This window comes from Rheinheimera sp. 4Y26, from assembly GCF_025245835.1.
In the GTDB taxonomy this organism is placed as follows: domain Bacteria; phylum Pseudomonadota; class Gammaproteobacteria; order Enterobacterales; family Alteromonadaceae; genus Pararheinheimera.
In genome coordinates, this window is the sequence record NZ_JAOBWS010000007.1 from 112,274 (window position 1) to 126,552 (window position 14,279).

The 14,279-nt window shown below is 48.1% G+C and carries 11 protein-coding genes; 1 reads left to right on the forward strand and 10 read right to left on the reverse strand.

From position 1 onward, the window contains the following. Window positions 1-462: 462 nt before the first annotated feature. From htpG to N3Z11_RS10920, 8 genes are all read right to left on the reverse strand, one after another. On the reverse strand, window positions 463-2,388 hold the full coding sequence (htpG, locus tag N3Z11_RS10885) for a molecular chaperone HtpG (RefSeq protein WP_260657204.1): 1,926 nt from the start codon (window positions 2,386-2,388) through the stop codon (window positions 463-465). A gap of 248 nt (window positions 2,389-2,636) precedes the next feature. Further along, entirely contained in the window at window positions 2,637-3,239 is a 603-nt protein-coding gene (gene recR, locus N3Z11_RS10890; protein ID WP_260657205.1) for a recombination mediator RecR, read from the reverse strand. Window positions 3,240-3,271: 32 nt separating this feature from the next. Further along, window positions 3,272-3,598, reverse strand: a complete 327-nt coding sequence (locus N3Z11_RS10895) for a YbaB/EbfC family nucleoid-associated protein (protein ID WP_260657206.1) — start codon at window positions 3,596-3,598, stop codon at window positions 3,272-3,274. Window positions 3,599-3,790: 192 nt separating this feature from the next. After that, a complete protein-coding gene (dnaX, locus tag N3Z11_RS10900; RefSeq protein WP_260657207.1) occupies window positions 3,791-6,361 on the reverse strand; it encodes a DNA polymerase III subunit gamma/tau in 2,571 nt (856 codons plus the stop codon). Between the two features lie 56 nt (window positions 6,362-6,417). Then, window positions 6,418-6,942 (reverse strand): adenine phosphoribosyltransferase, encoded by a 525-nt coding sequence (gene apt / locus N3Z11_RS10905; protein ID WP_260657291.1) that lies wholly within the window; start codon window positions 6,940-6,942, stop codon window positions 6,418-6,420. 294 nt (window positions 6,943-7,236) lie between these two features. Continuing rightward, window positions 7,237-7,992, reverse strand: coding sequence for a DUF2063 domain-containing protein (locus N3Z11_RS10910; RefSeq protein WP_260657208.1), 756 nt, complete (start codon window positions 7,990-7,992; stop codon window positions 7,237-7,239). Window positions 7,993-8,006: 14 nt separating this feature from the next. Next, complete coding sequence (locus tag N3Z11_RS10915) at window positions 8,007-8,825, reverse strand: DUF692 domain-containing protein (protein ID WP_260657209.1); 819 nt, start codon at window positions 8,823-8,825, stop codon at window positions 8,007-8,009. Window position 8,826: 1 nt separating this feature from the next. Then, window positions 8,827-9,195 (reverse strand): hypothetical protein, encoded by a 369-nt coding sequence (locus N3Z11_RS10920; protein WP_260657210.1) that lies wholly within the window; start codon window positions 9,193-9,195, stop codon window positions 8,827-8,829. Window positions 9,196-9,468: 273 nt separating this feature from the next. Here N3Z11_RS10920 and N3Z11_RS10925 point away from each other — a divergent pair, with 273 nt between their 5' ends. Beyond that, the gene (locus tag N3Z11_RS10925; RefSeq protein WP_260657211.1) at window positions 9,469-9,840 is read left to right on the forward strand and encodes a hypothetical protein; all 372 of its coding nucleotides are present in this window, start codon (window positions 9,469-9,471) and stop codon (window positions 9,838-9,840) included. A gap of 604 nt (window positions 9,841-10,444) precedes the next feature. Here N3Z11_RS10925 and N3Z11_RS10930 read toward each other — a convergent pair. Continuing rightward, window positions 10,445-11,116 carry a 2OG-Fe(II) oxygenase family protein gene (locus tag N3Z11_RS10930; protein WP_260657212.1) on the reverse strand — a complete coding sequence of 224 codons (672 nt, stop codon included), beginning with the start codon at window positions 11,114-11,116 and terminating at the stop codon, window positions 10,445-10,447. 99 nt (window positions 11,117-11,215) lie between these two features. Beyond that, the gene (locus N3Z11_RS10935; protein ID WP_260657213.1) at window positions 11,216-14,038 is read right to left on the reverse strand and encodes a TonB-dependent receptor plug domain-containing protein; all 2,823 of its coding nucleotides are present in this window, start codon (window positions 14,036-14,038) and stop codon (window positions 11,216-11,218) included. Between the last annotated feature and the right edge of the window lie 241 nt (window positions 14,039-14,279).

Genomic DNA, 14,279 nt, shown 5'->3' on the forward strand with positions numbered 1-14,279 from the left:
GCTGCGGTTTGATCCAATAGTCACAAGCTTTGGATCTTTACACAATGTCCGTCATCAGACAAGAAATTTGTCGCCCAAAGGCTGCTCATCAGATAAGTCAAGCCAACTTTGGTCTTAAGCTGTGCAATCTCGGTTTTAACAGCATTTTTCATGACAACAAGCTGTTTTTTCATGTTTTGGCTAAGCTTTTCCTGATTTTATTAGACCAAAGTGCAGGAAAATCGGGGCATGGCTGGCAGACAAAAAATCGCCGGGAAATAATAACTTGTGACACAGGTTAAAACACAACCAATAGTTTTCATATAAATTAGCTGAATATAATTAATTAAATCATAATGTTAAAGTCAGCACTCTAAGATATCCATCCTACCCCTTTGGTTATACCTGAAGAAAATACCCATTTGAGCAAAAAAAAAGGATGAGCACTCAGGCTCATCCTTTTTAGCAATAACACTGCAGCTGTTATTTTGCCAGATCCAGCAACAGAGCGTTTAAGCGACCAACAAAACTGGCCGGGTTTTTCAGGCTACCACGCTCTGCCAGCAAGGCTTGTTCAAACAGCACTTCTGCCCACTGCTTAAAGCGGCTTTCGTCCTGCTCATCGGCAATATGTTTCACCAGCTGATGCTCTGGGTTCAGTTCAAAAATTGGTTTTACTTCAGGTACCTTCTGGCCGACTGACTCCATCAGCTTGATCATCTGTGTGCTCATATCAAACTCATCAGTCACCACACAAGCCGGGCTGTCGGTTAAACGGTGGCTGACTTTGACATCTTTCACCTGCTCACCCAGCGCGGTTTTAAAACGCGCCACCACAGCGGCAAATTGCTGCTCGGTTTCAGCCTGGGCTTTTTTGGTTTCTTCATCGTCCAGTTTGGATAGATCCAGTCCGCCTTTGGCGACAGAACGCAGTTTTTTGCCATCAAATTCAGTCAGATGCTGCATCAGCCATTCGTCAATGCGATCTGACAACAACAGCACTTCAATGCCTTTTTTGCGCAGTACTTCCAGATGCGGACTGTGTTTGGCGGCTTCATAACTGTCGGCCACCAGGAAATAAATTTCGTCCTGACCTTCTTTCATCCGGCTGACATAAGCTTCGAGCCCAACTTTTTGCTCGCTGCTGTCTTCATGGGTTGAAGCAAAACGTAATAATTTGGCAATAGTTTCTTTATTGGCAAAATCTTCGGCCGGGCCTTCTTTCATCACCTGACCAAACTCATTCCAGAAGGTCTGGTATTCGCTTTGATCTTCAGCCTTGGCCATTTTTTCCAGCATTTTTAATACGCGCGAAGTACAACCTTTACGCAGGCTTTGTGTGACTTTAGTGTCTTGTAAAATTTCACGTGACACGTTCAGCGGTAAGTCGCTCGAATCCAGTACACCTTTGATAAAACGCAGGTAACTTGGCATAAACTGCTCAGCGTCGTCCATGATAAATACACGCTGTACATAAAGTTTCAGGCCATGACGGGCTTCACGGTTCCATAAATCAAAAGGTGCTTTTTTCGGCACATATAACAAGCTGGTGTAGTTGCTGTTGCCTTCAACTTTGTTGTGGCTCCAGGCAAGCGGCTCTGTCCAGTCATGTGAAATATGCTTATAAAATTCCTGATATTCGTTATCTGATACTTCAGACTTGTCGCGCATCCAAAGGGCTGTGGCTTTGTTGACTGCCTTCCAGTAACCTTCGGTGGCCGGAATTTTTTCACCGTCTTCACCGTCACGCTCTGGGGTACCTTCCTGCCACATTTGCACCGGAATAGAAATATGGTCTGAGTATTTAGTGACAATACTTTCCACTTTCCACGGGCTTAAAAACTCGGTTTCAGCTTCGCGCAAGTGCAGAATAATGTCGGTACCACGGCTGTCTTTAACAATAGGACTGATGCTGTATTCACCTTCACCGGCAGATTCCCATTCCACCGCGCTGTCCGCTGGCATGCCGGCTTTGCGGGTACGCACTGTGACTTTGTCAGCCACAATAAAGGCTGAATAGAAGCCCACACCAAACTGACCAATCAGTTGTGAGTCTTTGCTGGCTTCGCCGGATAACTGTGAGAAAAATTCTTTGGTACCGGATTTGGCAATGGTGCCTAAGTGACTGATCACTTCATCGCGTGTCATACCAATACCGTTGTCGCTGATAGTGATGGTTTTGGCGCTGTCATCCAGGCTGATGCGCACGCGTAATTCGCCGTCGTTGTCGTATAAGCTACTGTCAGATAAGGCTAAAAAGCGCAGCTTGTCGGCAGCGTCTGAGGCGTTGGATACCAGTTCACGCAGGAAAATTTCTTTATTGGAATACAACGAATGGATCATTAACTGCAGCAGTTGTTTCACTTCAGCCTGAAAGCCATGCGTTTGTTTTTGTGTTGTTTCAGTCATGTACCGCTCCTGTTTAACAGTGTGACAGCCAAAGGCGCCACACAATCCGGACTTCAAATGAAAAACCACCAGCCGTGTTGCATCGAATGCAGTTTTTTATTGCGCAGTGTTACGCCAGGCCGGTGAAGTTTTGGGCTGACGGTTATATGGGGGAGGTTAAAAAAACTTTCAAGGGGAAGCCCTGCCTTTTGCAGGGTTTTCCATCAGCAGACAAGGATGAACCATAAAATGGTTGTTGTGGTGAGCGTTTAAAAAGGTTTGCGGCCACTTAAGGCATAAGACAGAGTGCTGCCGTCCACATATTCCAGCTCTCCCCCCACCGGCATGCCCTGCGCCAGACGCGACACCTGAATCTGGTGTTTTTTACAAAGCTCAGCAATGTAAAAAGCGGTGGCATCCCCTTCAATGGTTGGGTTGGTGGCGAGGATCACTTCCTGTATCGCCCCTTGCTCCAGTTGACTGGCCAGTAAGTCCAGCCCAAGCTCAGCCGGACCTATGCCGTCAAGTGGCGACAACTGACCGCCCAGCACAAAATAACGGCCGGAAAAAAGGCCAGTTTGCTCAATGGCATATAAATCGGCCGCACTGGCCACGACACAAAGCAAAGCGCTCTGGCTGCGGCTGCTGTCCTGACAAATATGGCAAAGCGGCTCTTCGGCAAAGGTACGGCATTGCTGACAATGACCGACTTTTTCCATAGCATTGGCCAGTACTCTGGCCAGCATCACCCCACCTTCGCGGTTCCGTTCCAGTAACTGATAAGCCATACGTTGGGCAGATTTAGGCCCAACTGAAGGTAAAACCCGAAGTGCATCAATAAGTTGCTGCACCATGGCTGTATGTTTTGCCATACCGGAACGTCCTTTCTAAAGCCGCAATAACATTAAAACGGCATCTTAAAGCCTGGTGGTAATTGCATACCACCGGCCACACCGGCCATTTTTTCTTTGCTGCTTTCTTCAACGCGGCGTACTGCATCGTTAATGGCTGCGGCAATCAAGTCTTCCAGCATCTCTTTGTCATCCTGCATCAGGCTGTCATCGATACTGACACGGCGCACGTTATGATTGCCGAGCATTGTCACTTTAACCATGCCGGCACCGGCTTCACCTGTCACTTCCATCCGGGCGATTTCTTCCTGGGCACGCTGCATTTTTTCCTGCATAGCCTGCGCCTGTTTCATGATATTACCCATGCCACCTTTAAACATAATTGTGCTCTCTTTTGTTTTCAGACCGCGTGCGGCTGTTTGTCTGTTCGCAGCTGCCGAACCGGCACTGCAGTGGACTGCAGGGCTGCCCCCTGCGTTATTTATAGTGGCGACACGATAATCACAATGCGCTGAAAATACAAGAGACTCGCCGCCAAGCGCTGGCTTTGCCAGCATATCAGCACTATGCCTTTAGCTGACGCTCAGTGTATCCGCCAATAATTCAGCGCCAAACTGTTGTTGCATCGCCTGCACCAGGGGGTCTTGTGCCAGCAGTTGCTGCACATACAGCCTGCGGGCTTCGTCGATGCGTTGCTGAATGGCCTGCGGACAATCCGGCACTTGCTCAGCAAACTCAACGCTAACCGCCAGCTCCATGCCATAGGAGGCCGACAATACTCTGGCAAGCGTCAGACGGTTTTTTTCGTTGTCGAGATGTCGCTGACTGCTGCTCACGGTTAACACTAACTGGTTGTCCTGAAGCTTTGGGCTTGAGTGCAGCAGGAATAACCGCATCAGGCCGCCGATAGCCAGCTGGTCGATACGGGCCGCCCAGCTGTCAACCTGACTGGCGGCGCGCACGGCAAAATTGTGGGCACCTATCACACCATCAAACTCCATCACCTGCCCCAGTGCTTCGGGCGATAATTCCGGCTGGGCTATAGCTTCGCTGGCAAAATCGGTCTCGTCTGCCACAGGCTGCAAACTCTCCAGCAGTGCATGGCGAATAGGTGCAGCTGTGTTTTGGTTGCTTTGTGCTACTGCTGCTGTTTCTTCAGCGGCCTGATATTGTTGCCAGGCCCAGTCTCCTCCCGCGCTGTCGGCCACAGGATCTGGTTCATCTTCCGGGTCGTCGTTATTTAACATGGCCGCAGCAGGCGCATGGTGACTAAACACTTCTGCTTCTTCACTGTCCTCATCGATCACTTCTGCCGGATTGCTGATCGCCAAACTATGTTCAGCGGCTAAAGGCACAGAAGGCGCTACCTGGATATCTGTGGCGGGTGCAGAGCCGGAATCGCTGATCGCAACGACAGGAACTGGCGTGAGGGCTGGTTCAGCAACTGCAGCACCAACCCAAGCTGCCGTCGTTAAAGGCCGAACTTCTGGTATTACAGCTAAGGTGGGCTCAGGCTGTGCTGTTGGACTTTGCAGCTGAACTTGCGCTGTGACAGGGGTTGTAACATGACTGAGACTGGCCGCCTCCTGCCTGCTGACACTGTCGTCTGTCACGCGGGCAGCCAATGCCTGAGGCGTTGTTGGCGTAGCTGCTGACTGCTTTTCAACCAGCGCCGGCTGGCGCTCAGACTTTTTTCCGTCATCAGCTCCGGGTAAGGCTGCTGAAAGTCCACGCCGCGCCAGAATGCTGGCTGTCACCGGATCGACCGCTGGTGTTGATGTGACTTGAGTTGCCGCTGATGCTAAGGGATGCTCTGCTCCAACGGGTTCTGTAACAACAGTTCCTGCAGAAACTGCAGCAATCTGAGCTGAGGCATCAACCGGCTGAGTTCCAGCCTCACTATGGCCGCCCTGCTGCTGAGCTGTTTCATCAATAGCGACATGGCATGGCGCAGCTTGCTGTTGTATTTGCACCTGTGGTGGCTGCGCCGGAATACCGGCTGCACTGAGTGCGGCAGCTCTGGCGCTTCGGGCAGAATCCTGCACCGGCTCATTGCCGCTGGCTGGCACAAAAGCGATAGCTCGCAGCAGCGCCATCTCAAGACCTATGCGCTGATCCGGTGCGTAAGCTAAATCTTTTTTACCACTGAGTAGCAGCTGATAATACAGCTGGATCATTTCCGCTGAATGGGTTTTGGCCACAGCACGGACAAAAGCCGATTCGGTCAGCGCCAGTTCGGCAGCATTAAGCTGGAACTGACACAAAGCCGCCAGATGCAAAAGCGCCAGCATATCATCCAGCACAGATTGATATTGACTGTGCTGAGCAATCAGTTGCAGCAAATGTTGTTGCATAGCCGCAAGGTCGCGGTTGAGTACATCCTGCAGCAACAGTTCGGCCCAGGATTGTTCCAGTAAACCCAGCATTTCCCGCACCGGCCCCAGCGCTATCTGGCCATTGGTCTGGGCTATCGCCTGATCCGTTAGGCTCAGCGAGTCGCGCAAACTGCCTTTGGCGGCACGTGATAACAAGGCCAGTGCTTCGTCTTCGGCCTGAATATGTTCTTGCCCCAGGATATAGGCTAAATGCTGTTTGATCTGGCTTTGACTTAAGGCTTTTAAACTAAATTGCAAACAACGTGACAGCACAGTGATGGGCAGTTTTTGTGGATCTGTGGTCGCCAGTAAAAACTTTACATGAGGTGGCGGTTCTTCCAGTGTTTTAAGCAGTGCATTAAAACTGTGTTTCGACAGCATATGCACTTCGTCTATCAGATAAACCTTGTAACGGCCACGGCTGGGGGCATATTGCACATTGTCGAGTAAATCGCGGGTGTCTTCGACTTTGGTGCGGGATGCGGCGTCAATTTCAAGTAAATCAACAAAATAGCCTTTATCGATTTCGACACAGGCACTGCAAACCCCACATGGGGTAGCGGTCACGCCTTTTTCGCAGTTTAAGCTTTTGGCAAAAATACGGGCTATGGTGGTTTTACCGACACCGCGGGTGCCGGTAAACAGATAAGCATGGTGCAGACGATTCTGGGTCAGCGCGTTGATCAAGGCAGCTTTAACATGATCCTGCCCTACCAGCTGGGCAAAATTTTGTGGCCGCCATTTGCGCGCTAACACCTGATAACTCATCTGCCTTCCTTTTGTGCCTGAATGCCGGGGCGGCGCAATAAGCGCCACCTCATCACTTAATGACCGGCAAAATCAATCAGGGCGTATACCTTTAACTGTAATGCCGCCAGACGTTTGTCACCGCCAAGGTCGGGCAGATTCACGACAAAAGCCGCATCAGCCACGTTACCACCTAAACGGCGCACTAACTGGGTTGTGGCATCAATAGTACCACCAGTTGCCAATAAATCGTCAACTAACAATACTTTATCACCAGGTACTATAGCGTCAGTATGAATTTCCAGCGTGTCTTCGCCGTATTCCAGCTGATAACTCTGGGCAATACGCTCACGTGGCAATTTGCCTGGCTTACGCACCGGCACAAAAGCAACCCCCAGCGCATAAGCCAATGGCGCACCAAAAATAAAACCACGGGACTCAGTACCGATGATTTTGGTAAAACCCTGATTAGCGTAATGTTGTTTAAAGTTATCAATCACTGCGGCAAAAGCCTGCGGATCCTGCATCAGACTGGTGACATCACGGAATAAAATGCCAGGTTTTGGATAATCCGGCACTGATTTAATCACTTGTTCCAGCATCCGGGTAAATTCTGTAGGGTTATTCATTAAACCATCACTCTCATTATTCAATCGTTATCAGGTCAAAAGATGTACTGACAAAAAAACCGCCAAACGGCGGTTTTGCTGACTCAGGGTTCACTTAACCGAGAATTTGCAGCCAGCGTAAAATGGGAACTAGGCACAGCAGGCCCACAAACACTGCGATAAAACCTAAAAATTGAGCCACACCAAAAGACTCTTTAAAATTCTCGTCTGCCATTGTGTTTTCCCACTGCTAAAGGGCTAAAAGAAAGGCCGATATGGTAATGAATTTTAGTCCGCTTGGAAAGCTCGGATCACGCCTTTTCGTGCAAATTTGCCGAATAATTCAGCGGTGCCAACCTGCAATGCTGCAGGTTCTGCAGCAGGCAATAACTGCTGCAGTTTTGTCAGTACCGCATTAAGTGACAACCCGGGTTCAGTGGCCAGAATTTGCAAAGCTGTGGCGCTGAGTTCATTCAGGCTAACAAACTTAATTTCATCGGTGTCGTTTCGGTACATCAATAAATAATAAGGTCCGTCGGCAACAGTGGGCTGAAAATCCGGGCTGATTTGCATCACCGGATACTGATAACACAGCACCAATGCCAATGCCGATAACTGAAGTGGCAGCTCTGGCATGACCGTTGTTAACGAGGGTGTTGTATCTTCGATGGTACTGGTCGCCAGATAAAGCTCCAGCCATTCATAATGGGCGAGCTCAATAGCAAATACCGGATCCTCAGAACTCAGCGGCGTACTGCTGAACCACTGAAAAAAGCCTGCGGCAATATCCAGAAAATAAGGGCTGGAAAGCGAGCTTTGCGCAAAAAACTGTCTTAACTTTTGCTGCCACAAAGACGACGGATAAAGCGACTTTAACACCGGAAAAGCACTGTTAACAAAATTCTGCACATTATTAAAAAACAGCTGCTGGTATACCGCCATACGTTCAACGCTGATATCGTCAGGCGCAGAATTGGCCGGGTCGCGGATTGCGGCGGCAAACTGCTGTTGCACGGCCTGAAAATCAAGGCTGCTTTTTGTCATCAACCTGCCTTTGCTCATTGCCCTGCCCTTTGCTGGCACGCTTTAATTTGCCAAAGCTCCGCTTCTAACTCCGGCATGGGTGGCAGATTAAAATCACGTTCCAGCACAGTGGCAAAGACCCCATGGCAGTCATACGCATGCTGCAGCAATTGCCAGACCGGATCACAAACCGCACTGCCGTGGGTATCTATTAATAAAGATTCATGCTCTGTGTAATGGCCGGCAATATGGCCATAAACAATACGTTCAGAGGGCAAAGCCGCAATAAATTCACGGGCGTTATAGCCATGATTGACGCTGTTCACATACACATTGTTAACGTCCAGCAATAAAGCACAATCGGCTTGCTGCAGCACTTCCAGCGTAAAATCCAGCTCAGACATTTCCTGGCCCGGCGCCGCATAATAAGACACGTTCTCCACCACCAGCTGCTGACCCAAAATATCCTGCACCTGCATAATACGCTCAGCTGTATATCGGGCTGCGGCTAAGGTAAAAGGAATAGGCATTAAGTCGTACAGATGACCACCAGCAGAACAATAACTTAAATGTTCGCTGTAGAGCTTGATTTGGTGTTGCTGCAGAAATTGTTTGACCGCTTTGACAAAATCCAGATCCAGCGGATCCGGGCTGCCAAGCGATAAACTTAAACCATGACAGGCAAAAGCATATCTTTCGGTCAGGGCGCGAAACTGCTTTCCCAGCGCCCCGCCAAAAGGTAACCAGTTCTCTGGTGCTACTTCAAAAAAATCAATCACTGCAGATTTTTCCTGACTGACAGACGCCAGCATTTCGCGCCGTAAGCCAAGGCCAACACCAGACAACAGCGTCATGTTAGTTCATACCACCACATTTGCCCTCGCCACACTTACCTTCGCCACATTTACCTTCCTTGGTTTTGTCGGTGGCTTTATCGGCTGCTTTGTCGGCCATTTTTTCAGCGCCGCACTTTCCTTCACCACATTTGCCTTCACCACATTTGCCTTCTTTGGCTTTGTCCGCTTTGTCGGCGCCACACTTGGCTTCTTTGCTTTTACCGTCGGTTTTTACTTTGTCAGCACCGCAGGACGCTTCAGCGGCCGACAACTGATAACCTGCTGCCAATTCAGTCGCCTGAAAGGTACCGGCGCTGGCTGTGCTGCTGATAGAGCCCAAAACCAGAACACCTACCGCAGAAACAACTTTTTTATGAAGCATGCTCATGTTGAAATTCCTTATGATCTGTCGATAAACCGTGATGATAAAACCCAATATCAATGCCAGACAAGCTGTCCGGCAATTACTCTGATAAAGACCCTGCAGTCTGTCGAAAAATTTCAGTGGCTGGCAATAATTCTTTGGCGCCGCCATCAGGGCACTACAGAATTAGCATAATAGTGATGCTTTTTCAGTAAGTTTTGATCTGCATCAGAGCAGCATTTTGCTGCACGCTGCACAATCAGACCATTATTGCCCCCAATCCCATTGAGGTTTGTTATGCCACAGTCTTTGACTCCAATGCTCAGAGCCCAGTTACTGGAAGAAATTCAGCAACAACGTGCTGCTATTTATCAGTATCTGCAACAAGGACAACAAGCCGGATACAGCAACCTGCTACTGAAACTTGATAGTCACCCGCTGAGCCACTGGCCTGAATTACTGAATCAGTGGCTCACGCCGGAACTGGAAGCAAAAACCCGGCGGCTGGAAGCAATTCAGGCGGCGCTGAGCCAAATGGATATGGGGCTTTATGGTTTGTGTTGTGACTGCGACAGCAGAATTGAACGGCATTTGTTACAACAGGATCCGGCACGCCAGCGCTGTGCGCACTGTGACAAACTATATTCAGCCGCTAAAAAGCAGGCCTGAGACTGTTCCGGAAAAAGAATGCTCATAACCACAAATGCGTTGATGTTGTCACTGTGGCTTGTTTGCCACTTAACCGCTTATGCATGCTGCAGTCTGCCTGGCATTAACGGGATAACTTAACTGCATCCTGTCCCAGCTGCCAGGCGATCAGCTGTTTGGGCTGCATATAGTATGATTGGAACATTCAGCATTAAGCCCTGTTTAGACAAAACATTTCTCCTCCATCAAGCGCATAACAATGAAGAAGGCAGCTCTGTTATCTGCCGGTTTCCATACCCGGTTGAGGGACAACTGTCATCAAGCTGATTTGCAAATCAACAGTGAATTTGAGCTTTGATATTGAGTACAGACGGCAACGCTTTCAGTACTACCAGCACCATTTGCTTACAAGCAGCACAGTTGCAACTGTGTGGGGCGTCGCTCAGCCGGCTGGTGTGAGATAAAACAGGTCATGCAATCATGACGTCAGCGACCATTTTTATTGTTCAAGGTCGCACATAGCGCTGTTGGAGAACAAAGCCAGCGGTCCTTTGATGAAAAAATCACTAACAAAGCACTGACACTGGCTCAGTCAAACTATTGCTGTAATAGCAGAATCGCCTTTTTAAGAACCGTAACGCTGAGTCCAACAGTTCACTGCAACAGTAATACGCCGATCTGTACCGAAAAAAGGCGCTACTTCATGCTGCAGGTAGGATGGAAACACGATCAATTGTCCGCCTTTTAATTTGAAGTTATGACTATAGGTATTATAAACACCTGAAAGATTTGCATTACCGCTGTCCAGATAGGTATTACAGTGCGGCCTTGGATCATGAAATCTTAAAACCCCGCTATCAGGTTTACCTTCCACATCTTCACCAGGATTCACACAGTACACAGCTGACCAGGACGCCATAGGGTGATTGTGGGTATAAAAATATCCGCCAAATTCGGTGATATGAAACCAGGCGTCACTAAACAGCTGAATTTTTTGCATTTGCTCATGATCATAACCATTCAGTCGGGCAATAACCCATGCCACTGTCTGTAAGACAAAGAGTCTGAGTTGTTGTACTGCCGGGTCAGGGTAATGAAATAAATCAAAGTTACTCTCAAACAGATTATCCTGAACGTAGTTTTGCGGCCGTGGATTTTTGTGTTTAACGCCCTGCGATACCAACAGATCAAAATATTGTTCCAGCTTGATATTTAGTTCTTCCGGATTTGGAAAATCAATCACAGCAAAAGGGGTGGCAAACATCGGAAAAACTGATGGCTCCAATGGTTTATTCATAATAATTCAGCTCAAAAACGTCAGTTTAACGGAGACAATTTTATTAATAAAAACAAATAAAAAGCCCCCGTGAGGGGGCTTTTTTATTATCAGCTCAGATTAGAACTTCATAGTAGCTCTGAAGTAAACAAAGCGGTCCATGTTTACGTCGTATTCAGTTACAGAGAAGTTGTTGGTAGAGGCAGCATAGTTGTTATCAATACCTTCTGGAGTAGGCTCTTTGGCAAACAAGTTCTCAACACCAAAAGTTAACTTAGTATTGTAGTCACTTAAGTTATAACCCATTGAAATATCATGGATAACATAAGTTGGCAGACGCTCAGTTACGCCATCAGCCGCTGTGTCGCCATACACGTGGGTATAGAAACCTTTCATCGCGTGAACATAACGGGCTGTGTAGTGAGCATCCCAGTCACCTAACATCCAGTCAACACCGAAGCTGCCTTTCAAACGAGGATAACCTGCGTCACCCCACTGAACACCTACGTACTCTTCGTCACTGATTTCGCTGTCAGTCACGTATGAGAAGTCCAGGTAGGTCTTGAAAGTACCAAATGAGGTTTCTGGCAGACGGTATGCCATGTAGGTATCTACACCTTGTACGTGTAATGTACCTTGGTTCTGCAGACCGTTGCGTAAGTCTACAACGTTACCGTTTGAGTCACGGTCAACCAGGCCACAGAATTCTGAAGCTGGGCCACCGGTTGCACAACCAGCAAGGATGATACCTGCACCGATACGTGAAATTGAATCTTCAACTTCAATGTCATACCAGTCCACTGTCAGCTCTGCGCCTTCCAACCAGCTTGGGTTGTATACAAAACCAACTGTTTGTGATGTTGAAGTTTCTGGCTTCAGATCTGGTGATGATTGTTGCGTCACACGGATCTGAGGGTTTGACTGACGGTAGCCTGCAGGCACACCAGCACAACCAGGAACCTTAGATAAATCTAAAGTGATTGGCGCACCAGCTGCAGTCAGAGTGTTACAAGGGTCAGTTAAACCAGTGTAAGAATCTGAGTTACCAGCGAATAAGTTAGACAGTGACGGAGCACGGTAACCTTCAGCCCAGGTAGAACGAACTAATAAATCTTCGATTGGGCGGAATTCAACACCAACTTTTGCAGTGCTGTTGCTGCCGTAAGAGCTGTGGTCAGAGAAACGTACTGCCGGGCTGATTAACAGGTTCTCAAGAACCGGAATTGACACTTCAGCATAAGCTTCGTCCAGACGGAAACCACCAGCTGTTGCATCACGTTGGTTACCTGATGATTCACCAGTTACAGTCAGCGGATCCGGGTTGTCATAACCGTTCTCTTCACGGCGTTCAAAACCAACAGCTAAGCCCATAAAGCCAGATGGCAGTTCAAACAGTTCGCCTGAAGTGTTAAAGGCGTAATCTTTTAACTCGCTACCAGATGATGCAATGCTGTCAAAGGTGATGTAATCAAGCATCTCTGGCGTGATAGTGCCTGGGCCGCCAAACAAGTTTAATGGCACACAGTTCGTTGACGCAGTACAGTTTGCACCTAAAGCAGCGTTGATACGGGTCAGGTTTAATAAACCTGTTGTTTTTTCATCTTGTGAGTTCTGGCCGTAGATGTAGTGAGCATCCCAAGTCCATGATGAATCACCGAAGGCACCTTCTAAGCCGACCATACCGCGGTAGGTATTATCGTTTTGCACATAGCGGCGTGGGCCTGCTTCTACCATACGGCGTTGCAGAGAGTAAGGTGTATAAGTAGTGTAACCAGCTGCTAAAGCGCGCGAAGCATGTCCGTACAATGTTTGTTTAAACGGGTTGTAAATATTGTCGGCGTGAATATCAACACGGCTTGCTGCTGCACCGAAGGCGGCACCCAGAGTTACCGGCATTGGTGCTAATTCTTGCGCAGATTTACGGTTTGTCATCACAAAGTCAGAAACCAGACGCAGGTCATCAGTCAGGTTGTAGTAACCCTGAACATAGAATGCGTTACGGTTTTGCGGCGTTACTAAGTAGTTATCAGGTGCATAGTTATAGTTGTCACCGTTACCAGCCTGACGCTGACGGAACTTATCCAGACCTGTTGCAGCGCCAGTGCCTTCTTTGGTCATTAAGTCATAACGACCAGATGTGGCAGTAGTAGTTTTGTAACCATTGGCAATCAGAGCAGCCTGGTTAGCAGCGCTTAAAGTGTTAGCACTAACACCTAAACGGGTATTCATACCAGTAGAACTCCAACCTACAGATGATACTTCGCGATCACCAGCCCAGATTGGTTGTTGTGTAGTGTGGTTGGCGTTGAACAGGATACCGCCTTTGTCAGTGCTGGTACCCAGAGTCATTTCAGCTGTGTACTGACGGCCGTCACCTTCACTCATGTTTTCGCCAACATAAGAAGATAATTCAACACCTTCAAAATCTTTACGTGTAATGATGTTCACTACACCGGCAATGGCATCAGAACCATATAATGCAGAAGCGCCGTCTTTTAATACTTCAACACGTTCAATTGCTGAAGTTGGAATAGTGTTTAAGTCAACAGTTGAACCTAAAGATGAAACCCAACGTCTGCCGTTTACTAAAACCAACAGGCGCTGTGAACCTAAGTTACGCAGGTCCATGTTGGTAGAACCGTTACCACCGTTGTTAAAAGCGGTGTTTAACGCAGCACCAGCAGCAGGGATCTTTTGCAGAATGTCACCGATACTGATTTGACCAGATACGTCGATAGCTTCACGGTCCATAACCAGAATTGGACTTGCGTTTTCGACGTCAGTGCGCTTGATCCGAGAACCAGTCACTTCGATACGTTCAACTTTTTTGGCTTCTTCTTCTTCAGCTGCCATCGTAGTTGCAGAAAAAGCTGCTGTGGTGCCAACTGCACCGAACATTACAGCTAAGCGCACTGCGTTAGATATTTTGGTATTTCTAAACATTATCTATCTCCCTGGATCACGTTATCGTGATTTTGTTGTGTAGTAAGTCACGTTCGCAGCCTGCTGCTGACGACTCCGCGCAAGCTGCCGGAGTTGGACTGCCCGATAATAAGGTGATTTTTTTGCGAGGGTCAATCGCTTTTACATAAATTCCTACAAAAAAAGTGCAGATGAATTGAACTTTTCGTGTTAGCAATACGACAGCCTGACGTTTTTTTCAGCAATAATGTAAACAACCACT

Excerpts from the sequence above, each read along its gene's own strand:
- htpG (WP_260657204.1), bottom strand. The coding sequence starts at position 2,388 with ATGACTGAAACAACACAAAAACAAACGCATGGCTTTCAGGCTGAAGTG.
- recR (WP_260657205.1), bottom strand. The coding sequence starts at position 3,239 with ATGGCAAAACATACAGCCATGGTGCAGCAACTTATTGATGCACTTCGG.
- N3Z11_RS10895 (WP_260657206.1), bottom strand. The coding sequence starts at position 3,598 with ATGTTTAAAGGTGGCATGGGTAATATCATGAAACAGGCGCAGGCTATG.
- dnaX (WP_260657207.1), bottom strand. The coding sequence starts at position 6,361 with ATGAGTTATCAGGTGTTAGCGCGCAAATGGCGGCCACAAAATTTTGCC.
- apt (WP_260657291.1), bottom strand. The coding sequence starts at position 6,942 with ATGCTGGAACAAGTGATTAAATCAGTGCCGGATTATCCAAAACCTGGC.
- N3Z11_RS10910 (WP_260657208.1), bottom strand. The coding sequence starts at position 7,992 with ATGACAAAAAGCAGCCTTGATTTTCAGGCCGTGCAACAGCAGTTTGCC.
- N3Z11_RS10915 (WP_260657209.1), bottom strand. The coding sequence starts at position 8,825 with ATGACGCTGTTGTCTGGTGTTGGCCTTGGCTTACGGCGCGAAATGCTG.
- N3Z11_RS10920 (WP_260657210.1), bottom strand. The coding sequence starts at position 9,195 with ATGAGCATGCTTCATAAAAAAGTTGTTTCTGCGGTAGGTGTTCTGGTT.
- N3Z11_RS10925 (WP_260657211.1), top strand. The coding sequence starts at position 9,469 with ATGCCACAGTCTTTGACTCCAATGCTCAGAGCCCAGTTACTGGAAGAA.
- N3Z11_RS10930 (WP_260657212.1), bottom strand. The coding sequence starts at position 11,116 with ATGAATAAACCATTGGAGCCATCAGTTTTTCCGATGTTTGCCACCCCT.
- N3Z11_RS10935 (WP_260657213.1), bottom strand. The coding sequence starts at position 14,038 with ATGTTTAGAAATACCAAAATATCTAACGCAGTGCGCTTAGCTGTAATG.